Origin of the sequence: Gottfriedia solisilvae (genome assembly GCF_002128405.1) — a bacterium.
In the GTDB taxonomy this organism is placed as follows: domain Bacteria; phylum Bacillota; class Bacilli; order Bacillales; family Bacillaceae_G; genus Gottfriedia; species Gottfriedia solisilvae.
In genome coordinates this window covers 198,499-220,777 of record NZ_NETJ01000004.1, presented here as the reverse complement: position 1 = coordinate 220,777, position 22,279 = coordinate 198,499, and the positions used below count along the sequence as shown (strand labels likewise).

25 protein-coding genes and 2 other annotated features are annotated in these 22,279 nt (G+C 33.3%); of the genes, 19 read left to right on the top strand and 6 right to left on the bottom strand.

The genetic code is table 11. The annotated features are described in order from the left end of the window. Positions 1 to 32 precede the first annotated feature (32 nt). Positions 33 to 602 carry a biotin transporter BioY gene (locus CAB05_RS14375; RefSeq protein WP_088000933.1) on the bottom strand — a complete coding sequence of 190 codons (570 nt, stop codon included), beginning with the start codon at positions 600 to 602 and terminating at the stop codon, positions 33 to 35. Positions 603 to 1,314: 712 nt separating this feature from the next. On the opposite strand from CAB05_RS14375, the gene CAB05_RS14365 reads away from it, so the two are divergent. From CAB05_RS14365 to CAB05_RS14350, 4 genes are all read left to right on the top strand, one after another. After that, entirely contained in the window at positions 1,315 to 2,211 is an 897-nt protein-coding gene (locus CAB05_RS14365; RefSeq protein WP_088000929.1) for an ABC transporter ATP-binding protein, read from the top strand. 73 nt (positions 2,212 to 2,284) lie between these two features. Next, a complete protein-coding gene (locus CAB05_RS14360; protein WP_088000927.1) occupies positions 2,285 to 3,238 on the top strand; it encodes an ABC transporter permease in 954 nt (317 codons plus the stop codon). Positions 3,239 to 3,698: 460 nt separating this feature from the next. Beyond that, positions 3,699 to 3,930: a binding site (T-box leader), on the top strand. A gap of 50 nt (positions 3,931 to 3,980) precedes the next feature. Beyond that, positions 3,981 to 4,211 (top strand) — a binding site (T-box leader). 444 nt (positions 4,212 to 4,655) lie between these two features. Next, positions 4,656 to 6,392: an aromatic amino acid hydroxylase gene (locus CAB05_RS14355; protein WP_088000924.1), complete on the top strand. Its 1,737-nt coding sequence runs from the start codon at positions 4,656 to 4,658 to the stop codon at positions 6,390 to 6,392. A 122-nt stretch (positions 6,393 to 6,514) separates the two neighbouring features. Then, a complete protein-coding gene (locus tag CAB05_RS14350) occupies positions 6,515 to 6,883 on the top strand; it encodes a VOC family protein (protein ID WP_088000922.1) in 369 nt (122 codons plus the stop codon). 61 nt (positions 6,884 to 6,944) lie between these two features. Here the strand turns inward: CAB05_RS14350 and CAB05_RS14345 are convergent, their stop codons facing one another. Beyond that, on the bottom strand, positions 6,945 to 7,685 hold the full coding sequence (locus CAB05_RS14345; protein ID WP_088000920.1) for an MBL fold metallo-hydrolase: 741 nt from the start codon (positions 7,683 to 7,685) through the stop codon (positions 6,945 to 6,947). A 143-nt stretch (positions 7,686 to 7,828) separates the two neighbouring features. On the opposite strand from CAB05_RS14345, the gene CAB05_RS14340 reads away from it, so the two are divergent. From CAB05_RS14340 to CAB05_RS14300, 9 genes are all read left to right on the top strand, one after another. After that, on the top strand, positions 7,829 to 8,662 hold the full coding sequence (locus tag CAB05_RS14340) for a YwqG family protein (RefSeq protein WP_235821505.1): 834 nt from the start codon (positions 7,829 to 7,831) through the stop codon (positions 8,660 to 8,662). 116 nt (positions 8,663 to 8,778) lie between these two features. Continuing rightward, complete coding sequence (locus CAB05_RS14335) at positions 8,779 to 9,768, top strand: GNAT family N-acetyltransferase (protein WP_158093277.1); 990 nt, start codon at positions 8,779 to 8,781, stop codon at positions 9,766 to 9,768. Positions 9,769 to 9,867: 99 nt separating this feature from the next. Continuing rightward, positions 9,868 to 10,410 (top strand): GNAT family N-acetyltransferase, encoded by a 543-nt coding sequence (locus tag CAB05_RS14330; protein WP_167374474.1) that lies wholly within the window; start codon positions 9,868 to 9,870, stop codon positions 10,408 to 10,410. A 31-nt stretch (positions 10,411 to 10,441) separates the two neighbouring features. Next, positions 10,442 to 10,885, top strand: coding sequence for an SRPBCC family protein (locus CAB05_RS14325; RefSeq protein WP_088000915.1), 444 nt, complete (start codon positions 10,442 to 10,444; stop codon positions 10,883 to 10,885). Further along, the gene (locus CAB05_RS14320) at positions 10,885 to 12,003 is read left to right on the top strand and encodes a GAF domain-containing sensor histidine kinase (RefSeq protein ID WP_088000913.1); all 1,119 of its coding nucleotides are present in this window, start codon (positions 10,885 to 10,887) and stop codon (positions 12,001 to 12,003) included. Before CAB05_RS14325 ends, CAB05_RS14320 begins: the two co-directional genes overlap by 1 nt. 16 nt (positions 12,004 to 12,019) lie before the next feature. Next, complete coding sequence (locus tag CAB05_RS14315; protein ID WP_088000911.1) at positions 12,020 to 12,667, top strand: response regulator transcription factor; 648 nt, start codon at positions 12,020 to 12,022, stop codon at positions 12,665 to 12,667. A gap of 92 nt (positions 12,668 to 12,759) precedes the next feature. Continuing rightward, positions 12,760 to 13,689: a 2-dehydropantoate 2-reductase gene (panE, locus tag CAB05_RS14310; RefSeq protein ID WP_088000909.1), complete on the top strand. Its 930-nt coding sequence runs from the start codon at positions 12,760 to 12,762 to the stop codon at positions 13,687 to 13,689. A gap of 181 nt (positions 13,690 to 13,870) precedes the next feature. Then, on the top strand, positions 13,871 to 14,419 hold the full coding sequence (locus tag CAB05_RS14305) for an NADPH-dependent FMN reductase (protein ID WP_088000906.1): 549 nt from the start codon (positions 13,871 to 13,873) through the stop codon (positions 14,417 to 14,419). Between the two features lie 19 nt (positions 14,420 to 14,438). Next, positions 14,439 to 14,837, top strand: a complete 399-nt coding sequence (locus tag CAB05_RS14300; RefSeq protein ID WP_088000903.1) for a VOC family protein — start codon at positions 14,439 to 14,441, stop codon at positions 14,835 to 14,837. Between the two features lie 388 nt (positions 14,838 to 15,225). Here the strand turns inward: CAB05_RS14300 and CAB05_RS14295 are convergent, their stop codons facing one another. Continuing rightward, positions 15,226 to 15,852 (bottom strand): hypothetical protein, encoded by a 627-nt coding sequence (locus CAB05_RS14295; RefSeq protein WP_088000901.1) that lies wholly within the window; start codon positions 15,850 to 15,852, stop codon positions 15,226 to 15,228. A gap of 227 nt (positions 15,853 to 16,079) precedes the next feature. On the opposite strand from CAB05_RS14295, the gene CAB05_RS14290 reads away from it, so the two are divergent. From CAB05_RS14290 to CAB05_RS14270, 5 genes are all read left to right on the top strand, one after another. Then, on the top strand, positions 16,080 to 16,550 hold the full coding sequence (locus CAB05_RS14290; RefSeq protein WP_088000899.1) for an Lrp/AsnC family transcriptional regulator: 471 nt from the start codon (positions 16,080 to 16,082) through the stop codon (positions 16,548 to 16,550). 11 nt (positions 16,551 to 16,561) lie between these two features. Continuing rightward, on the top strand, positions 16,562 to 17,179 hold the full coding sequence (locus tag CAB05_RS14285) for a LysE family translocator (RefSeq protein WP_088000897.1): 618 nt from the start codon (positions 16,562 to 16,564) through the stop codon (positions 17,177 to 17,179). Positions 17,180 to 17,250: 71 nt separating this feature from the next. Continuing rightward, positions 17,251 to 17,850: a LysE family translocator gene (locus CAB05_RS14280; protein WP_088000894.1), complete on the top strand. Its 600-nt coding sequence runs from the start codon at positions 17,251 to 17,253 to the stop codon at positions 17,848 to 17,850. Between the two features lie 97 nt (positions 17,851 to 17,947). Beyond that, the gene (locus tag CAB05_RS14275; RefSeq protein ID WP_088000892.1) at positions 17,948 to 18,376 is read left to right on the top strand and encodes an Rrf2 family transcriptional regulator; all 429 of its coding nucleotides are present in this window, start codon (positions 17,948 to 17,950) and stop codon (positions 18,374 to 18,376) included. Between the two features lie 138 nt (positions 18,377 to 18,514). Further along, positions 18,515 to 19,153: an NAD(P)-dependent oxidoreductase gene (locus CAB05_RS14270; protein WP_088000889.1), complete on the top strand. Its 639-nt coding sequence runs from the start codon at positions 18,515 to 18,517 to the stop codon at positions 19,151 to 19,153. A gap of 271 nt (positions 19,154 to 19,424) precedes the next feature. Here the strand turns inward: CAB05_RS14270 and CAB05_RS14265 are convergent, their stop codons facing one another. Genes CAB05_RS14265 through CAB05_RS14255 form a run of 3 tightly spaced genes read right to left on the bottom strand, consistent with a single transcriptional unit; the run spans position 19,425 to position 20,798 of the window. Next, positions 19,425 to 20,057, bottom strand: coding sequence for a hypothetical protein (locus CAB05_RS14265; protein ID WP_088000887.1), 633 nt, complete (start codon positions 20,055 to 20,057; stop codon positions 19,425 to 19,427). A 10-nt stretch (positions 20,058 to 20,067) separates the two neighbouring features. After that, on the bottom strand, positions 20,068 to 20,472 hold the full coding sequence (locus tag CAB05_RS14260; RefSeq protein WP_088000885.1) for a permease prefix domain 1-containing protein: 405 nt from the start codon (positions 20,470 to 20,472) through the stop codon (positions 20,068 to 20,070). After that, on the bottom strand, positions 20,472 to 20,798 hold the full coding sequence (locus CAB05_RS14255) for a PadR family transcriptional regulator (protein ID WP_088000883.1): 327 nt from the start codon (positions 20,796 to 20,798) through the stop codon (positions 20,472 to 20,474). Before CAB05_RS14255 ends, CAB05_RS14260 begins: the two co-directional genes overlap by 1 nt. A gap of 175 nt (positions 20,799 to 20,973) precedes the next feature. Between CAB05_RS14255 and CAB05_RS14250 the strand changes: the two genes are divergently transcribed. Then, complete coding sequence (locus tag CAB05_RS14250; RefSeq protein ID WP_088000881.1) at positions 20,974 to 22,272, top strand: phytoene desaturase family protein; 1,299 nt, start codon at positions 20,974 to 20,976, stop codon at positions 22,270 to 22,272. Positions 22,273 to 22,279 lie beyond the last annotated feature (7 nt).

Here is a 22,279-nt window from a genome sequence, read left to right as displayed (position 1 = left end):
AAAGAACCCTAATTAAAGGGTTCTTTTTTTTATTAAGCTGAAATATTGCTTTCTACTTTTAATAAATTAGCTTTCTCAAGACGCTTTCTTACAATTACGCCAATTGTAGAAGCTAAGTATGCTTTAACAAGACCTAAAATGATAAACGGGTAAAATCCTCCTGTTAGTGCTGCTTTCCAACCTAAATCCAGAGAGATTTTTAACCAAATTGTTCCGAATAGTAATGTAACTAGCATTCCAATTGTATTTGCTACGAATACTTGTAAAACTGTGAAACTAGTTTTTTCTATATAGTAAGCAATGATCAATACAGTAGGTAAAAATCCAATTAAATAGCCACCTGTTGGCCCAATAAGTGCACTAAATCCAGCTGAAAACTCCGCATATACAGGTACTCCGATCGCACCAATTGCTAAATAGATCAGTACTGAAATTGTTCCATATTTTCTACCTAAAATTGTTGCAGCAAGTCCAATTGCAAGTGTTTGACCTGTAATTGGTACAGGAGAAAATGGTAAAGGAATAGATATTTGTGCAAGTATACCAATAATCGATGCAAATAAAGCTGCAGTAATAAGCATTTTCAATCTTTCTGGATGCATTTTAAATCCCCCATTCTTAATGTTAACTTATTTATATTTTTAGTTAACATATGATAAGTTAATTATATTTTATAAGGAAAAATATTGTCAATAACTAAATACGATATAAAAAAAGAGAAAACCATCAGTTTGGTTTTCTCTTTTATCTGCTCAAAAGGGTTACAAGTTACAATTTTATATCCAAATAAATTGCGATAAGTAAAAAAATAATATACATAAATAATTTTAAATAGTTTACCAATCAAGTATCCTCCATCAAAATCGCATAGTTAGGCATGTGAATATCGATCATCAGTTGATACTATTTCATTTAGGAGCATTACGTATTGAATTGTGTTAAATCGTATGACAAATTGTTTAAAAGTATGTTTCAAGAACGAGCTGTGTCTAACTTTATGTTAAGCTCCAATAATCTCTATCTGTACTTCTTTATGGTATAGACTTAATGTGAGGCCATTTTTTGTCTATGAACTTATAAAAATTAGCTCACTGTTCCATTTGTATATTATATTACGCTTGTTTCATTTTTGATTGTACAATCTGATTTTTTATCTAGATTAAGTGCATAAAATATACAATAGAGTTCACATATCATTATAAAAAAGGAAAAATTTAACATTTTTAAAGGATTTCTATTAATTTAATAGAATAAGATGTATGGTGGATTTATTTTATTTTGAAATACTGTTAAACAGCTTAAAAGGAGGACAACATGGGAAAATCGATTGTACAAATGAAAGGTTTAACGAAAGTAATCAAAAATAAGAAAATAGTTTCTGATTTAAGTTTTGATATTTATGAAGGAGAAGTTTTTGGCTTTTTAGGTCCAAATGGTGCTGGTAAGACAACGACTATTAGAATGATGGTTGGACTAATGAGTATTACTGAAGGTGATGTAATAATCAACGGAAATAGCATAAAAACGGACTTTGAAAAAGCTGTTGCGAATATTGGTGCGATCGTTGAAAATCCAGAGTTATATAAATTCCTAAGCGGATACGATAATTTAATGCAATATGCAAGAATGGTACAAGGGATCACAAAAGAGAAAATTGATGAGGTTGTAGAGCTTGTAGGTTTAACAAGTGCGATTCGCAATAAAGTCAAAACATATTCACTCGGTATGAGGCAGCGTTTGGGACTAGCTCAATGCTTATTGCATGATCCAAAAGTTCTTATTTTAGATGAGCCAACCAATGGACTTGACCCAGCTGGTATTCGTGAGATGAGGGATTATTTGCAAAAATTAACACGAGAAAAAGGGATGGCTGTCATTGTATCTAGTCATCTTTTATCTGAGATGGAAATGATGTGTGATCGAATTGGTATTATTCAAAAAGGTCAGCTCGTTGGTGTCCAAACGGTAAATGAGCTGATTAACGAAGAATCTCAAACATATATTGTTGAAGTTAGTGATATAAGTGCTGCTCAAAAAGTACTGTCTAAATATAGTGTTGAGATTAATGAAGGTGATATTTATGTTCAAGCATCTAGAGAAGGCGTTCCAGATATTATTGAAAAATTAGTGCACGCAGGCATAAAAATATATGGAATTAAGGTGAATTCAAAAACATTAGAAGACCGTTTCCTTGAAATAACGAATGTTTAATTCAACGATGTAAGATAGTGAAATTAACTGTAAATACATACTTTGAGTATTTCTAAGAGAAGGGAATATGACCATGATAAAATTGATACAAAATGAATGGATAAAAATTATAAAAAGACCGGGAACACTTGTCATGATTGCTCTTGTTATTATTTTAGTAGGAGTAGTAGGTGCTTTTACAAAATATTCGGAAGGTAAATCTCAACAAGTAACTAATGATAAATGGAAACAAGTACTACAACAAGATACGGATTCACTGAAAAAAGATTTAAAAGAAGCCGGTAAAAACGATCCAAATAGAAAATTTATTGAAAAAAACATAGCGGTCAATGAATATAGAATAAAACATAATATAGCTCCGAATGAGGAGAGAAATGTTTGGACATTTATTGATAGCACATCTGATGTGATTGTACTAGTCGGTTTATTCACAATTATAATAGCCGCAAATATTGTAGCAAGTGAATTTAATTGGGGAACGATTAAATTGTTATTAATTAGACCATATTCTAGAAGTAAAATTATTTTATCAAAATATTTAACTAGTATTCTGTTTGGTCTTGTATTTTTAGCAGTTTTATTTTGTGCGTCGCTAATAATAGGATTAATACTTTTTGGACCGGCTGATGGGAATCCATCTTACTTAGCATATGTTGATGGACATGTTGAAGAGCAAAGTCGTTTACTATATTCTGCAAAGCTATATTTATTAAGTTTCATTGAGACATTTATGCTTGCTACGATGGCTTTTATGGTCTCAACAATCTTTAGAAACAATACGATCGCAATTGGTTTATCTATATTTTTATTATTTATGGGTAATGTGATTACTACGATCGTTGCAACGAAATATGAATGGGCAAAATACATACTTTTTGCAAACACAAATCTTATGCAATATATGGATGGAGCACCTCTTGTTGAAGGGATGACGATGGTTTTCTCATGCATCGTACTTGTATGTTATTTAGTTGTTTTCCTATTCCTAGCTTTTTATGTATTTTCAAAACGAGATGTAACTGCATAAATAATTTTATGAGCACAATCTATCAAGATTGTGCTTTTTCTATTGATTTTGCGTAGTTTGGTTAAAGATAAAGTTAGAATTATTTTTGTTAGAATAAAACTGAAAACTATAACAATATAATAAAATTCAGAGAAGCTGTATTGAGCAGTTACGTAAGGATTCTGTGAAGTAGAAATGTTGTGAGACACCGTAGAAAGTAATTACTGAGGATGATTGCTGTTCGGACCATGTAAAGCTGACCGTGTTTGTATGAATCGAATACGATTGTATATTTTGCTTAATTATAAATTCAACTAGTCCAGCTAGTCCTGTTAGTTGTTCATTTAATAAAATATATTTTTTGGTACTTTAATCTGAGAGGACCAACTGAATTTAAGTATATTAATATAATTTTATTTTTAAAATAAAAAATTATTGACATTTGTTTCGTTTAGGAATAAAGTTGTAATTAATCAAATGACGAAAAGCAATGATAGGAACTCGAGTAGTGGTGTTTTCCCTGTAACAGAGAGCTGATGGTGGTGCAAATCAGTACAAAAAACAACATGAATTACAATCCTTGAGCATCTTCCTCGAAGCAAATAGTGAGGGGAAGACGGTGAAGAGCCGTTATGAAATGAAGATATTAGTATACTAATTTACATACTAATAATTTAGGGTGGTACCGCGAATTTAACCATTTCGTCCCTACTGTGTAGACAGTAGGGACTTTTTTATTTTTAGAAGAAAATCAATTGAATAGTGTAAAGCAATGAAAGGAACAAAGTAGTGATGTTTTCCCTGTGACAGAGAGCTGATGGTTGGTGCAAATCAGTACAAAAAACAACATGAATTACAGTCCTGGAGCATCTTCTTCGAAACGAATCTGTGAGGGGAAGACGGCGAAGAGCCGTTATGAAATGAAGATATTAGTACAGTACATTTGTGTACTAATAACTAGGGTGGTACCGCGACTTGAATGTTCGTCCCTACTGTGAAAACAGTAGGGATTTTTTTTATTTTTGGCCTGTAATATAGACAGTTTTTAAAAGTCGGTCATGAGCGCGGCGGTTTCACTTTTATGATGTCTAGTTCCACGCCCTAGTCCCTCGAGGTCATAAGCCAAAGCCCAGCAAAGGTTAAAGAGCAACCTTTACTGAACTTTATCTTATGCTTGTCGGTCCTGAGCGCGGCGGTTCCACTTTTCTAGTTTTGAAAGGAGTGATGTTTTTGATTGATGAGTATGACTATTTATACAGAATAAAAAAAGATTATGGGGAAAGAAGGAGTAATTTGGAAAAAGTAGAAATGGTTTAATGATGAACACTTGCTTAGAAATGCTCGAAAAAAGCTTTAGCAAGAATAGATGGAACGGGTATTTTTAAGAAAGTAAGGTAATAGATTATTATGTGAAAAACAAAAAAAGGGGAACTGAGAAATGAAAGAAGCTGCTTTTGAAACAAAAATAATACCACCTCATTTAAAACAATATTTGTCGGAACAAAATTATGATCTGTACACACCGATTGATCATGCTGTGTGGCGTTATGTTATGCGACAAAATCATCATGCTTTAAAAGATAAAGCGCACGCTGCATTTGTTGATGGATTAAAACAATCTGGAATTGAAACGGAAAAAATTCCAAATGTTGCTGAAATGAACGAGTGCCTTTCTAAAATTGGATGGGGTGCTGGAATTGTAAATGGATTAATTCCTGGGGCTGCATTTTTTGAATTATTGGCAAATGGAATTTTACCAATCGCTACTGAGATCCGAAAGATTACAAACATCGAATACACACCTGCACCAGATATTATTCATGAAGCAGCTGGGCATGCTCCAATCTTATTTGACCCAGTTTTTAGAGAGTATGTACAAAAAATTGGTTCAATTGGTGCAAAAGCTTTTGCTACAAAAGAAAAGCAGGAATTATTTGAGGCAGTTAGAAACTTAACGATTGTGATGGAAGATCCAAAATCAACTGCTGAAGAAAAAGCAGCAGCTCAAAGATTGGTTGAGGAAAAACAAAACGCTATTGTAGGAATTTCAGAAGCTGAAAAAATTTCACGTGTATTTTGGAGAACAGTTGAATATGGTTTAATAGGCGATGTTGATCAACCAAAAATTTACGGCGCAGGTTTATTATCTTCTGTTGGTGAAAGTACACATTGCTTTACAGATGCTGTAGAGAGATTACCTTTCACTGTAGAAGCTGCTACGTTGCAACCAAAAAATGTAACGGAAATGCAATCACAGCTATTTGTATGTAAAAGCTTTGAAGAGCTAATGGAGGGTGCTGAAGAACTAGCAAATACAATGGCATTCCGCATTGGTGGTACTGAAAGCTTAGATAAGGCGTTAAAATCGAAAAGTGTTGCCACATTTGAATTAAATTCAGGCTTAAGTGTAACAGGAATTGTTCACGCAATTTTAAAGGATGAAAATGGTGAAGCAATTTATGTTAATACAACTGGAGAGACTGCATTATCAGTAAATCATCAACAATTAGAGGGTCACGGTAAGGATTACCATGCAAAAGGATTTGGTACACCAATCGGACTTCTTAAAGGAAATATAGAATTAGAAGAATGTGACGATGACATGCTTAAAAATTTAGGTATTGTTGTAGGAAACTATGTTGATTTAGAATTCTTGAGCAATGTAAGCGCTTCCGGTAGAATTGTGAATATCATCAAAAATAATGATAAAGTCGCTTTAATTTCATTTGAAGACTGCACAGTTACTTATGAAGGTAAGGAATTGTTTAAAAAGGAATGGGGCACTTTTGATATGGCTGTTGGTTCTAAAGTTACATCAGCTTATCCAGGTGCAGCTGATCCAGCTACTTACTTTAATGATTCACTAAAAGAAGTAGAAGTTGTTGAGGAAACGCCAGCACCATTAACTGAATTAGAAAAACTATACCAACAAGTTAGAGTCATTAGAGAGAAGAATACATTCTGTGATGATTGTATTAAAAAGCTAATTGATACGCATGATGAACTAAATCGTTCACATAAAGAAGATTGGTTATTACGTTTGGAATTACTTGAATTATCAATTGTAAATCCGAAATTAAACCATTTAGTATTACCTCTTAAAAAGGATTTAGAAGAATTAAGTAAAATTAATTCACTGAAAAATCTGATTACAAATGGTTTGAAATTAATTTAATCGTTCATTATGGGAAGCATTACTTCAATTAGAGGTAATGCTTTTCATTTTTAATTGTTCTGATATGCTAAAGATGTAAAATAATTTAATGTGATAGAACGATGAATGAAGAGGTGGATTAAATGGGTTTTGAAATAAATGGCATCGATCATATTCAAATTACTTCACCAAAGGGTGGGGAAGATAGAGCAAGGGAATTTTACGGCGACATTCTTGGAATGAAAGAAATACCGAAACCAGATAACTTAAAAGGTAGAGGTGGCTGTTGGTTTAGTTGTGGTCATCAAGAAGTTCATATTAGTATCCAAGAAGATCATATACCTCCTAAAAAAGCTCATCCTGGTTTAATCGTAACAAATATTGAAAATTTAAGAGAAAGATTGATTTCACTAAAAATGGAAATAAAAGAAGAACCCCCAATAGAAGGTCGAACAAGATTTTTTGTGAATGATCCATTCGGAAATCGCATTGAGTTCTTAGAATATCATTAAGAATTGTCATGTTAGAAGGTAAAACCACTGAGTAATCATATTCAGTGGTTTTTTATATTTATCAAATATGAATTTTTTGAAATGGTTGGACTAGCTTTATACCTTCAATGCACAAGGTATTTACCTTACTATCATCATAGTGCATAGCATAGACTTTTTCCTTGTCCTCAATCTGTAATTTTTCAAAATCTCGAACACTAGCATGTACTGGAATTGGAAATGGATAGAAATGAATATCATAAAAGATTTTCTTCACTTTTGGAAGTAAGCTTTGTAATAGTGGGTGATTATATACGCTATCTGCTGAATAGAAAAATTCGTCTTCAACAAAGAGACCGAAAACAGGCATGTTTGGAACATGTTGACTTTGAATTAAGTTAAATAGTACGCCGTCGATTTGAAAATCGTCAGTTACAGTATATATATTAAAGTAATCCTCTAATTTTTTTTCACCGTCATTTGTGTATTTTAATCCATTTTTTACACTTTCCCATAAACCGTCTAGCAATGTTTCATGTATGTATAGATTAATCTTTTTCACAGTTTTATCTTTTTGCTCTAATGGAGAGATAAATTTTCTAAAGTATGCTAATTTCTCAAGACCATTAATATGATCTCCATGCAAGTGAGTGATATATAGGTTATCAATATCACTATAAGATAATCCCATTTTATCTATTCGATAGTAGTTCGAATCTGGAATATCAATTAATAAATTTGTCTGATTAAAAGTAAGCAAGGCACTATTATGCCCTAATACTTTGCTAAATGCATCGCCACAACCAATAAATGTAATATCCATGTTTAACACTCTTTTCAATTGGTTTTTGAGTATTATAACATAGTGAGTAAAACTGTTAAAAATTAGCTGATTTTTTCATCTAAAGAAATGTGTTTGATAGAGATTAGTAGAATATATTTTATAAAGCAATTGTCAATTTTGCGATGATTGATATGATTAAGTTAACAATGGAAAAAGGTAGGTGTATCATGGTGAAAAGTTTAGAAATACCGAAAGAATTGTTAAACTTCAAGGATCTAATAGAGTCGACAGTTAAGGACTCAGTGGTCATTCAGCCTGATGTTCGAAAGACGAGTTTAACAGAAAGTAAGTTTTGTGGTGATCCGTATTTTCCTAAACAAATGGAATATCCAAAGGATGAAAATGGGGAACCGATGAAGCTCCTTGCACAAATAAATTTTTCAGAGATACCACAAATGAACGAGTTTCCAAACTCGGGTTTGCTACAATTTTACATATCAGCTGATGATGACGTTTATGGTATTGATTTCGATGAACCAGCTAAACAGAATAACTTTAAACTGATTTATCATGAGCAATTAAATGAAACAGATTTAATTGAAGATTTCTCATTTGTGACGGATGATAGAGAAATAGAGTTTCCTATTGGAAAAGAGGCAGGTATGACATTTGATTTGGTAGTTCAACCTGTGTCAGCTTTTTCAGTTGATTTTGATATAATAGAAGAAAATATTCCACTCGATCAAAAAATAGAGCATGAAAATTGTAATGATTTACATGAATTATATATTGAAAAGTTTGTAGGAGACGGTCATCGAATTGGTGGCTATCCATACTTTACACAGGCCGATCCTAGAAATAAAGACGAGTACCCTATATTACTTTTACAAATTGATTCGGATGATTTAATTGACTGTATGTTTGGTGATGTTGGAGTTGCAAACTTCTTTATTTCTAGAGAAGATTTATTAAATAAAAATTTTACGAATGTCCTATACAATTGGGATTGTTGCTAGTTATGTCAGTATAAAAAGAGCATTACTTCTTTAGCAGGAAGTAGTGCTCTTTTTATTGAAGTTAATAGAGTCGAAAGAAATACACTCTTTTTTTTTTTTAGTTACGGAGGTTTATGATGAAAATTGTAGAGTTTAAACATTCTTATATAGATGATGCAGCAAGTTTACTTGCGATAAGGCATCAAAATGAGAGAAAAGTAAATAAAGAATTGCCAGTTAAGTTTGAAGAAATAGCGTATGCAAAGAAAGCAATTGAATCATTGGTTGCGAAGAGTTGGATTGGCGTAGCAGCAATAAAAGACGATCTGTTAGTTGGTTATATGATTGGTACAATTCAAACTGATAAAAACCGTGAACGCCATACATGGATTCAGTATGCGGGAGTAGCAATTGCTCAAGGGGAAAATGAAGAATTATACCGTGAGTTGTACGCTGTATTTGCAAGCGAAATGGTCAATAATGGTTCTTTCCATCATTACGTGATGGTACCAAGCGGTGATGCAAATATGTTGAATACTTGGTTTCGTTTAGGATTTGCATATGAACAAGTCCACGGAATTCGTGACATTTCAGAGGGGATAGAGCCAAATCGTATTCATCCAGATCTTCAAATCCGTTTAGCATCTAAAGATGATGAAAAAGATATTCGAGCATTGGCGACTGTTATTATGGAGCATCAAGCTAAATCTCCAGTATTCGCACCTGGTTTTATAGAAGAAAGAGTTGATTATCAAGATGGGTATGCTGAATTAATAGATGATGAAACAGTTACATTTTGGTTAGCCATTCACCAAGGTGAAGTCGTTGGTTTTCAAGTTTATATGCCAGCAGAAACATCAGATGAAAATATGCTAATACCAGATTCATGTGTAAGTTTGGTGGTTGGTGCGACAGTTGAGTCTGCTAGAGGAATGGGTGTAGGCTCAGCTTTATTACAAAATGGTCTTACTCATGCAAAGAAATTAGGTTATACAAGTTGCGAGACTGACTGGAGAATGACAAATCTAGAATCTTCAAGATTTTGGTCAAAAAATGGATTTAAACCGTCAGTCCATCGATTAGTTCGTCATATTGATTCAAGGGTTTTATGGGCAAAGGGAAAATAGGTTAGCTTTTTACTTTGGAAAGACAATTTATAAGTATTATAATAATAGATAGAAAATTTACATAATAATATAGTTGGTTTGTTTGAGGGGGATATAATCGTGAAATTAATAGGGAATAATGTTTATTTAAGAATGCTAGATGTTAATGATGCAGAAGAGCTTTTAAATTTTGAAGTGAAAAATAGAGTATTCTTTAAGCCCTTTACGTATATAAAAGACGAGAGTTTTTATACAGTAGAGTTTCAACGAGAACGCATTAAATCAAATAAAGAAAAAAGTGATAATGATCAGTACTATTTTTTCGGTATCTATTTGAGAGAAACTGATGAATTGATTGGAAATACGATGCTAGCTGAAGTTTTAAGAGGGGATTTACAAAGTTGTTTTGTTGGCTATTCTTTAGATGAGCAACAAAATGGTAAAGGTTATACGACTGAAGCAGTTAAGCTTGTAGTTGATTATGCTTTTACTGAATTAAAGCTTCACCGAATTGAGGCTGGCGTAATGCCACATAATATTGGCTCTATTAGAGTATTAGAAAAATCAGGTTTCCATAAAGAAGGAATTGCCAAGAAAAACGTTAGAATTAATGGGAAATGGGAAGATCATCAAGTGCTTGCTATTATAAATGAAAATGAATAATAAAAGCCTATAAATATCTGGAGGTATTAAGATGGAAATCGTTAGTTACCCTAATCTTTCGAATAGACCGTATAGCTTGCAGGTTGAACGGGAAATGGAAGTGTCAATAGACGTTTTATATCATGCTTGGACTGAAGGATTTGGTATTTGGTTTGCAGCACCGGATTCCGTCATTATGGAAGCAAAAGTGAATTCTGTCTTTTTCTTTGAAACAGAATTTAATGAGATGCGTCATCCACATTATGGGCGGTTCTTAAAACTAGAGAAAAATCGACAGGTTGAAATTACATGGATCACAGCTGGAACGAAAGCTGAAACAGTAGTTACAGTAGAATTCGTTTCAAAAGATAATGGCGTTTTGATTAAATTAACACATGCCGGTTTCACTGATGAATTATCGAGAGATCAGCATGAAGAAGCGTGGCCTTATGTACTAGAACAGCTTGATAAACGTATGAAGGAAACAATAAAGTAATGAGAAAAAAATCTTTTCTATTAGAACTACAAGTATTAAAAGAGATTGCAGAGATATTAAACGAGGGTACTGACTTACACAGTACCCTTGATTGTGCATTAGCAAAATTAATTCAAATTACAGGCTTAGAAACTGGTTGGATTTTTTTAATAGATAAAAATGGTAGCTATGAATTAGTCGCCTCTCATGAGTTACCACCAGCGTTAACAAATGAGGAAGTTAAGCCGATGTGTTGTGGAGATTGCTGGTGCGTGAGCAAATACGTACAAGGAAGACTCAATAAAGCATCAAATATTATGGAATGTAAAAGATTAGAAGAATCTGTGATTCATAATTGGGGTGATACAAATGGTGTAACTCACCATGCGACAGTACCACTTCAAGCCGGAGAGGAATCATTTGGATTATTAAATGTAGCAGCATCAAATAAATTACAATTTGATCAAGAAGAGTTAGACCTCTTAGGAGCAGTAGCATTACAAATTGGAACAGCAATTAAAAGAATTCAACTAACAGAAAAAGTGAAGGAAATTCAAGTCATCGAAGAAAGAAATCGTTTAGCTAAAGACTTACATGATTCAGTCAGCCAATTGCTCTTTTCGATTAATGTAACAGCTAAAGCTGGGGGCAATGTATCAGATAACAAAAAAGTAAAAGATACATTTCATCATATCCAACAAATTGCTCAAGAAGCGCAGGCAGAAATGAAAGCATTAATATGGCAACTTCGACCGCAAGGAATAGAAAAGGGAATCGTTAGCGCTTTAATTAACTATGGTGAAATGCTAGGTTTAAAAGTACATAGCCAAGTCAAGGGGGTCAGTGTTCTCCCTTCCAAAATAGAAGAGACACTATGGCGAGTAGGCCAAGAAGCATTTAATAATTGTAGAAAACATTCTGGGCAAACGGACATTTATTTGCAACTATCTAGTAATGGTAAAAATATTAAAATGGTGGTTGAAGATAGAGGCGCGGGTTTTGTGTGTCCAGAAAATGTAAGCATTCCTACATTAGGGTTAAAAAGTATGAGAGAACGAGTAGAAGTATTAGAAGGATCGTTTATCGTGGAAAGTGAAATAAATAAAGGAACGAAAATAATAATAAATATTCCTTTTTAAAGAGGGAGAAATCGTAATGACAATAAAATTAGTAATTGCTGACGACCATCATGTTGTCAGAAGAGGACTAATCTTTTTTTTAAATACTCAACAAGATATCGAGGTCATTGGTGAAGCATCAAACGGGGAAGAAGCTATACAGTTAATAAAAGAATTGCATCCCGATATAGTGATTATGGATTTATCAATGCCAAAGTTAAATGGAATTGAAGCAACAGAACAAATTAAAAATGAAGGATTGCCTGTTAAAGTAATGATATTAACAAGTTTTTATGATCAAGATCATATTTTACCGGCAATTGAGGCAGGAGCGGCTGGCTATTATGTAAAAGATAGTGATCCAGATGAGCTTGTCACAGCAATACGGAAAATCCATGACGGAGAAAAACAATTTCATTCAAAGGTTACTACACAGTTGGTCTCTGCATTAACGAGTAAAAGTGAATCGAAATCTGAACAGACTATTCACGACAAACTAACGAAACGTGAAATGGATGTATTAAAGGAAATTACACGAGGTAAGAGTAATAAAGAAATTGCTTCTTCTTTATTTATTACTGAGAAAACAGCGAAAACTCATGTATCGAATATATTAGCAAAGTTACAACTTCAGGATCGTACGCAGCTTGCTCTTTATGCGATTCGAAATGGAATATCAGATTAATAAGGTGATAAAAGGTTTATTTCAGGAGCGGTCGATATTTTTCGTGAGATTATTGATAACGTAAACAATATACTGATAGAAAGGAAGATTTGATGCGAATTCTTGTTTTAGGTGCTGGAGGAGTAGGCGGATACTTTGGCGGCCGTTTAGTAGAAAAAGGGGAAGATGTTACTTTTTTAGTACGACCAAATCGAAAAAAACAGTTAGAGGAAAAAGGACTAGTGATCAGTAGTGTGCACGGTGATATGATAGTACAACCTAAGATGATCACAGCGAGTGAGAATGCCGAAACATTCGATTTAGTGCTTTTTTCAACTAAATCCTATCATTTGCATGATGCCATTAAAGATGTAAAGCCATTTGTAGGTGAACATACAGTCATTTTACCACTACTAAATGGTATCTCACATGTAACAACTTTAAAAGAAGCGTTTGGGGAAAGTAACTTAATTGGTGGTTTATGTTTTATTGAAACGACTTTAAATCATGATGGAGAAGTTGTTCAAACAAGTAAGGCAGCAAGACTTGTATATGGTGAATTTATGAATAAAGACACTGATCGCATCCATAAAATTAAGAAAGCATTTAGTGGTACGAAAGCTGATTTTGTATTAAGTGAGCAGATCGAGCGAGATATGTGGCATAAATTTATGTTTATTACGGTCATGTCTGGTGTAACCTCCCTTATGCGAGCACCAATTGGACCAATCAGAGAAAGTGAAGGCGGCAGGACAATCATCCGTCAATTATTTGAAGAGTGTGCTAACATAATGCATGCCCATGATGCTCCAATCAACGAGAATATTGTTGATGAACATATGAAATCAATTGATGCTCTTGGATATGATATGAAATCTTCAATGCAGAGAGATATGGAAAAAGGTTCTTCTATTGAAAGCGATCATTTGCAAGGATACTTGCTCAAACTTGCGAAAGCGAAACATCTTTCAGTTCAATTGCTTGAGATAATTTATCAAAACCTCAAAGTATACGAAAAAATGCATATGGAAAATCATTTTTGACCTTTAGGTTGTAGAAGATGTTCAAAAACTAGGAGATTCAGTCTGTAACCTACAACTTTAGTTGTAGGTTTTTTATTTTGTTGATACACCAAAACGTGTAGTAAAGTTCTACCAAACGACTGACGATTACACTCTATTTATTGACTATACTAAAAGTACTTATAAAAGAGGAGTGGGACTTATGAATATTGTCATTGTTAATGGTAGTCCAAGAAAAGAAGGGCGTACTGGTAAACTGTCAGCTATTATTTCTAAAAAATATAATATTAAGACGATCGATTTAAGTGAATTAACTTTACCAGTTTATAACGGACAAGAAGATCAAAATGAATTAGCTAATATTAAAATGTTAAGGGCTGAATTAGAAAATGCAGATGCAATGATTGTCGCGACACCAGAATATCATGGTGGAATGAGTGGGGCATTGAAAAATGCATTGGATTTTTTAGGTAGTAAGCATTTTAAAGATAAACCTGTAGCTTTAATGGCTGTATCTGGTGGTGGTAAGGGAGGGATTAATGCGTTGAATAATATGCGAATTGTACTTAGAGCACTATATGCAAATGTATTATCTAAACAACTAGTCATTGATCCAACTGATTTTATCCAAGGTGGCATTGCTTTGGCTGAAGAATCATCTTACTTAGTAAATGGTTTAATTCAAGAATTGAAAATCTATACTCAATTAACAAAAAAGTTAAACGAAGAGTGGAGTGCTTCAAACTATTAAGATAGGAGTCCAAAGTAAAATGAAAAATTGGGTGCAATTCAGAATCGCAAGACCAACAGATCAGTTAGATGAAATTAAGAAGTTTTATGGTGAAGGACTAGGATTAAAGCGTGTATCTGGATTTGAAAATCATGATGGGTATGATGGAGTCATGTATGGCTTACCCGATGTGGAGTATCACCTAGAATTTACTCAATATATTGGCGGAAGTCCGTGTCCTGCACCAACAAAAGATAATCTTCTTGTATTCTATATACCGAATAAAAATGAAATAGATGAGATAAAAAACAGATTAGAATTAATGGGATATGAAGAAGTTGAACCAGAAAATCCTTACTGGCTTGGGAAAAGTATTACAGTAGAGGACCCTGATGGTTGGAGAATCGTATTAATGAATACTGAAGGATTGAAGAAATAGAAAACGAAACGATTGTCACTTTTAAAGTAGAGTTAACCTATTAGGTTTACTTAGAAAGAAACTGAACACAAAAGACCCCTCAAACTAAAACAATTTGAGGGGGAGCTACTAGAACAGCCAAGTGCTATGACAAGGTAAGAAGCTGAACACCTATAAAGCAGTACTCTTGGGTTTTAAAAAAATTTAAAATGTAATCGTTAATCGTTAGAAGTTTAATCGCTACAATTTAGTCTTTAAGATTTAAACGCTAAAATTTAACGTTTTCTTTCTCTTATCATAGAGTCTCAGGATTGTAGATATTAATCTACTTAATTAGATACGGAAATAACCCGTTCCGTTCGGGCAGTTTTTTGAGTCATTTCGTAATAGTAGCAATTTAGAAATTAGATTAATCTAAATGAACTTCAATTTCTGTTTTGGCATTTGTTTCAGATAAGATAAAGTCAACTTCTGTAGAAAACTGATCATACTTATCTTGATATTTCTGAATGACATTTCGTAATCCAATTGGATCAACTATCTTTGCTGCATGTTTTGTATTATACAAATCGATTAAATCTTTCGTATCGTCATTCTTAGTCTTGCCGTCTTTCCCAAATTGACTTTCTAGTAAATTATCTAAACGCTCTTGAACAGAAATGTTTTCTAATTCAACTTTATTCGTCACTTTTGAAAACTGTTGGGATAATACTCTTAGTAAAACTGCTTCATGATTTATACTATTTCTTCGCTCAATTGCTTCAGCTAAAGTCATACTTTCACCAGCAATCTCTACAACTGTAACTGCATTTGCTTTTACAAGAGCAGCTTTAATTTTTTTTCTATTATCAATTAATTTAAGTACACTTTCATACTGACCTTTTGCATATGTAATAAATTCATCTTTTTGCTGGAAACCTTTAATTCCTTTATTTCCAATTTCATACGCAATGTATTGACTTTCATTGATCGTTTTTTCTATACGTTTATCTAACATTTTTAACTCAGCTAAAGCACGTGTTAATGTCATTTTCATTGTTGTAACACTCTCCAAAATAAAGACTTGTTTTAAAAGTATATTAATAGATTATAATAAAAGTCAAATAATTCATTAAATACTTTAAATTTTGGATTCGGACAGACTAATATTTACAATTTGTACTACTTCATCAATGAAGTAGTTTTTTTATTAAAATAACATTGAACGACCTTCATAAAATAAGTTAATATATAATAAAACTTATAAAAAGAAGGTATTTAATATTGGATAATTACGATTTAAAGATTATAAATCAGTTGATGGATAATTCAAGAATAAAATGGGCTGATCTGGCTGCTGAAATCGGTTTGTCTGCACCAGCTACTGCAGAAAGGGTAAACCGACTGGTAGAGCAAGGCGTAATAAAAAATTTTGGTGTATTAATTGATGCTGAAAAGGTTGGGAGTGAGCTTACTGCTTTTGTTGCAGTATCACTTGAACGCCCCGAAAACAGAGCATCATTTTTAAAACTTATTAATCAATTAGAAGAGGTACAGGAATGTCATCACATCGCAGGTGAGGACGATTACTTATTAAAAATAAGAAGTAAAAATACGAAAGATTTAGATCGAGTCATTAGTCATGAAATAAAAGGCCTTAAAGGAGTCATTAGAACAAAAACAACAATTGTAATGGATACAACGAAAGAAACGTTTAGAATGCCATTACAAAATCATAAATTTTCAATTGAGTAGGGAGGGTTAGTATGGAATTGGCGATTTTTTTAAAAGGCTTGATAATCGGTTTATCAATTGCTGCTCCTGTTGGTCCAATTGGTGTGTTATGTATCCGTAGAACACTAGCACATGGAAGAGTCGTGGGTTTAGTTTCCGGTCTAGGGGCAGCAACAGCGGATGGGATTTATGGTTTAATTGCTGGGTTTGGGTTGACGGTAATTACGAATTTTTTAATTGGACAACATTTTTGGATTCAATTAATTGGTGGCATTTTTCTCTGTTATTTAGGTGTAAAAACACTGATGTCAAAAGCAAGCTTTACTCAAACTGAAACCCAAAAGAAAAATATGTGGAATGCGTTTTTATCAGTTTTGTTTTTAACACTAACAAATCCAATGACAATTTTATCATTCATCGCGATTTTTGCAGGTTTGGGGATCTCTAATTCAAATAGTAATTTGTTATCCGCGGTTGTTTTAGTAATAGGTGTATTCTGTGGTTCTACTTTATGGTGGGTCATTTTAAGTAGTGGAGTAGGGTTATTTAGAAAAAAGATTACAAATAAATCGTTAACAGTTATCAACCGTTTATCTGGATTTATCATCCTTATATTTGGTGGTATTGCTTTATATGAGTTAATTAAATAAAGCTTCTTCTAGAAGATTAGAGTCTAATAAAAGGAACCAACTTAAAAAGCTAGACTGCGAGGAACGTTTCAATGCTATTATTAAAGAGCTTTATTTTGGGTTTTTCAGTTTCTGCTCCTGTTGGCCCAATTGGTTTATTGTGTATACAAAGAATCCTGACTAGAGGAAGAACGGCAGGTTTTGTGACAGGTTTTGGTGCTGCAACTGCTAATTTAATTTATGCAAGCATCGCCGCGTTTGGATTTTCAGTTGTTTCTTCTTTTTTAGTTGAACAACAATTGGTATTCAGGGTGATTGGTGGCGTATTTTTATTCTACTTAGGGATTAAAACATTTATTAAAAAACCTTCTAATACTGCAGCGAATTTAGAAGGTGAGAGTATATTTGCAATGTTTCTTTCAACGTTTGTCTTAATGATTACGAATCCAGTGACCATATTAAACTTTGTCGCGATGTTTGCTGGTTTAGGTTTTGAACAAGACTCCACCTCTAGTTTAGTCGCAGTAACTTTAATTAGTGGCGTATTTTTAGGAGCTATTTCTTGGTGGATCATTTTAAGCTATGTTGTAAGCTTATTTAGGAATAAAATTCGACCTCATTTAAGTAGGGTCAACAAAATAGCCGGACTACTTATAATAATTTTAGGTATCTTAGCCTTTATAGAAACATGATAAAGGAGCCTAGTGCTCCTTTATACAACTTATATAATATGGAATTGACATTTATATTTGATGTAACTATAATGATTACATCGGGAGGTTGAATCCTATGAAGATCAGTAGTCGTTTTACCGTCGCTGTTCATATTTTATCCTTAGTTACGATCGAGAATAGTGCACTTTGCACTTCTGAGTGGATTGCAGAAAGTGTCAATACGAATCCAGTCGTAATCAGAAGAGTGATGGGAAAACTTAAAAATGCTGGCTTAATTCAAGTTCGTCGAGGAACAGGAGGGGCTTCACTTCTAAGGCCTTTAAAAGACATTTCTCTTCTAGATGTATACCATGCAGTAGAAGTAGTGGAAGAGGGAGAACTTTTTCAATTTCATGAAAATCCAAATCCAAATTGTCCTGTTGGGGCTAATATTCAAGCAGTACTTGAATTGATTTTAAACCGAGCTCAAGAAGCTATGGAACGTATTTTGGATGAGGTCACGATGGAAGAATTAGTGACAGTATTAACTAAAAAAATTGGATAAACAGTTCAATTTTTTTTGAAGCAGTTGTAACCTTATTAGTTACAACTACGGATTGTTTTATTTTTTTGATAACGTTGTAACTAAAGTGGTTACAACATAAAAATATTTTTAAACAACATACTTTAGGAGGAAATTAAGATGAAAATTGGAATTATTGGAGCTACAGGTAAAGCAGGGAATCTAATAGTAAAGGAAGCCATTGAAAGAGGGCATTCGGTAACAGCGATTGTAAGAAATGCTTCTAAATTAGCCGGTCAAATTGATTCAGTTTTAGAAAAAGAGATTTTTGACTTACATGCAAACGATCTTAATCAATTTGACGTTATAGTAAATGCTTATGGTGCACCAGTTGGCCAAGAGCATCTTCATGTGGAAGCAGGGAATGTTTTAATTGAAGGAATCAAAGGTACAAATGAAACAAGATTAATCGTTGTAGGTGGGGCAGGAAGTTTATATATAGATGAACAAAAAACAACTCGTTTAATTGATACGCCTGAATTCCCTAAAGAGTATTTTGCAACTGCATCCAACCAAACAAAAAATCTTGAGGACTTACAGAAATCGAGTATTAATTGGACATTTATTAGTCCAGCAGCACATTTCGATCCAACTGGGAAAAGAACAGGCACTTATCAATTAGGAAAAGACAATTTTATTGTAAATGCAAAAGGTAATAGTTATGTTAGCTATGCAGATTATGCGATTGCAGTATTAGACGAAATCGAAAAACCAAAACATATTAACCAACGATTTACACTTGTTTCAGAAGCTGAATAATGAAAAAAGAGGTTCTTCTATTGAAGAATCTCTTTTTAATTGGCTGTTTTCGTTTACATTGTTGCTATTTAAGAATGCGTTAGTTGATTACCACTCCAGGTTGCTCCCTTTCCGTGGGGCGAGAGCTGAGCCTCCTCGGCAAGCCTCCGGGGTCTCTGCCTTCCCGCTATTCCCACAGGAGTCTCGCACCTTCCGTTGTAATCAACTTTTGTAATAGTCGTTTTATATCCAAAAAGCAACAATCTTTTAGAAAAGAGCCTCTTAATTTCAATTAGATACTTTTCTTTTTGTAAACATAAAAATACATACTTAATGGCCACCAAATCACTGCGAAGATTGGGTAAACAGCCCATACTGTATCTGGAGAGGATACGATATTAACGGTAATAAAGAATACGCTGATTAATAAACTTGCAGTGAATGAAAAGAACACAAAGCTTCTTCGTTTTGCATGGTAAAGTGCTAATGGCCACCAAATGACAGCAAATGCAGGATAGATTGCCCAAGGGTAATCTGGGGAACCGAAAAAATTAAAACTAGAATAGTAGATTATAGTTGTTAAGCTACCGACGATTGCAACACGTAATGAACCTGATTTTGCTCCAAGGTGCATTAATATAGGCCACCAAATAATTGGATAAGCTGCATAGAAAAACCATAAATAATCTGGTGAATGAATTAAGTTTTCAGTAATAAGGAATGCAATTAGTACTAAACTACAAAATAATGAAAGCTGTTTTGCGGATTTTTTAAATACAAAATATAAACTAATAGGCCATAATAACAGGAAAAAACAAGGATATATAAACCAAAGTGTATTAGGCGAGGTAATATAATTTACGATCATAAAAAATATCATACTCATTATACAACCAGCAGTGGCGAATCCAACATAATTTTTCATCATTTACACCTCACTTATTTCGTTGCCAATAAAAGTACATTGAAAGTGGCCACCAAAGTAGACCAAATGTGGGATAAACAAACCATATCGTATTTGGTGTATAGTAAAAATTAATAAATAGGAAAAGTGCAATTAAAAGTCCACTACCACAAAGTGAATAAGCTAAGTTTAGTTTTGCTAATTTACTCTTTTTTTGATCGGGATTCTTAACCCCTAGCTCTTTTTTTAGTTCATCTATATCTCCGAATTCAACAATTGCTTTATTTATTGCATCTTCTTCTTCCTTACCATTTTCCATTAAATAGATTACTTTTTCTTCTAAGTTTTGAATAATTTCTTGTTTTACTAGTTCCGATTCTTGTGTTCTAGGAATTTCTTTAAATAATTCTTCAATATGATTTTTGATTTTTTTCATCACAAGTCCTCCATAAATAAATCAATAATTTCTTTTACTTCCTGCCATTCTTTTGCTAATTCATTTAAATATGCTTTACCTAATGATGTAATTTTGTAATACTTTCGTTTTCCACCGTGAGTAATGTCACCGAAATAAGGCTCGACTAGTTCTTTTTTCTCTAGGCGTTGAAAAACGGCGTAAAGAGTAGCTTCTTTAATTTGGAATCGATTATTTGTACGTAAGCCGATTTCTTGAGAAATTTCGTAACCATATCGATCCTTCTCAAAAATAAGCCTCAATATAATTGAGTCCAAATGACCACGTATGATATCACTTCTAACCATAATTCACCTTCTAAAACATATTATTCTATCTGATAGAGTAATACTAACAATGATTACTCTATCTGTCAAAGTAATTTCAGGAAAAAATTTCGTCATTCTTTTTATTTCTGTTTTGTCACAAATTCCTTGCGCTATTCGTCTTAAGTAATGAGATAAGAGGAAAGGGTGAAGAAATATGTATTCGACAGAAGATATTACAGGCGTAAAATGGGATGTTGTCATATTAGGTGGCGGAATAGCTGGATTAACAGCATCTATTTTGTTAGCACAAGAGGGGAAAAAAGTATTGGTGCTAGAAAAAGGAGGTAATTTAGGTGGAAGGGGCATCTCGAATAATTTAGGAAAAGCTCATGTGAATTTAGGCCCACATGCACTTTTTACAGATACACTTGAGGTATTTAATGAGGTTGGAGTCAATATTACAGGTAAATCGCCTAAATTAAGCGGCGGAGCATTTGTGTTTGGAAAAGATAATGAAAAAATGAACGTAGTAGATATAGTGAATTTATTTCTTGGTAGCCATTTGAAGTGGAAAGAGAAAATGGAATTTATCCGTTTTTATCGTCATATACGTAAAATGGAGTTAGACCCTTTAAATGGAATAAGTTTAAAGCAGTATCTATCTACTGCACTATCAAGTAACAAGGTGAAAGACTTAATTTATACATTTGTTCGGTTATCCACATATTCAAATAACCCTGAACTAATCAGTGCTCGTGTAGCAATTAGTCAATTAAGAGGAACAAGTGTATTGTATTTGAATGAAGGTTGGCAAACAATTGTTAATAATCTGATCAGTAGGGCGAAAGAAGTAGGGGTCACAATTCAAAAGAAAGCAGTCGCTAGTAAAATTTCAGGTGAATATCCTGAATTAACAATTTCGTTAAAAGATGGGCAAATGATGAAATCACGTAGTATAGTTTCAACAATTAATCCACATGACTTAATGAAACTTGTAGGTGAGAAGGCATCGGAATCTTTTCGTAAAAAAGTAGATCAAATGATACCGGTTCGTGCAGCTTGTTTAGATCTTGTCATGTCTGGTCTTCCAAATCCTAAAACAAATTTAGCATTAGGTGTGGAAAATCCATGGTATTTTTCAAATCATTCAACAGTAGCAAAGCTTTCAGATGAGCCTGGTCAAATTGTAGTACATGTGATGAAGTATTTAGATTCCATGATTGAAACTGAAGCACAAAATGATGAATATGAACTAGAATGTTTTCTAGATGTAATCCAACCTGGGTGGAGAAATTATATTGTCTCGCGTCGTTTTCTTCCGAAGATAGTCGTTTCCAATGCAATAAAAAAACCAAGAGAAAATATAGTAGAAGCAGATGAAATTGGGATAGAGGGCTTGTATATTGCAGGAGATTGGGTAGGAGATAAAGAAATACTTTTGAGTGCGTCACTAAGTAGTGTTAAAAATGCTACGAAACTACTAGAAAAGAAATTAGCATTTCAACATTTATAGAACAGAA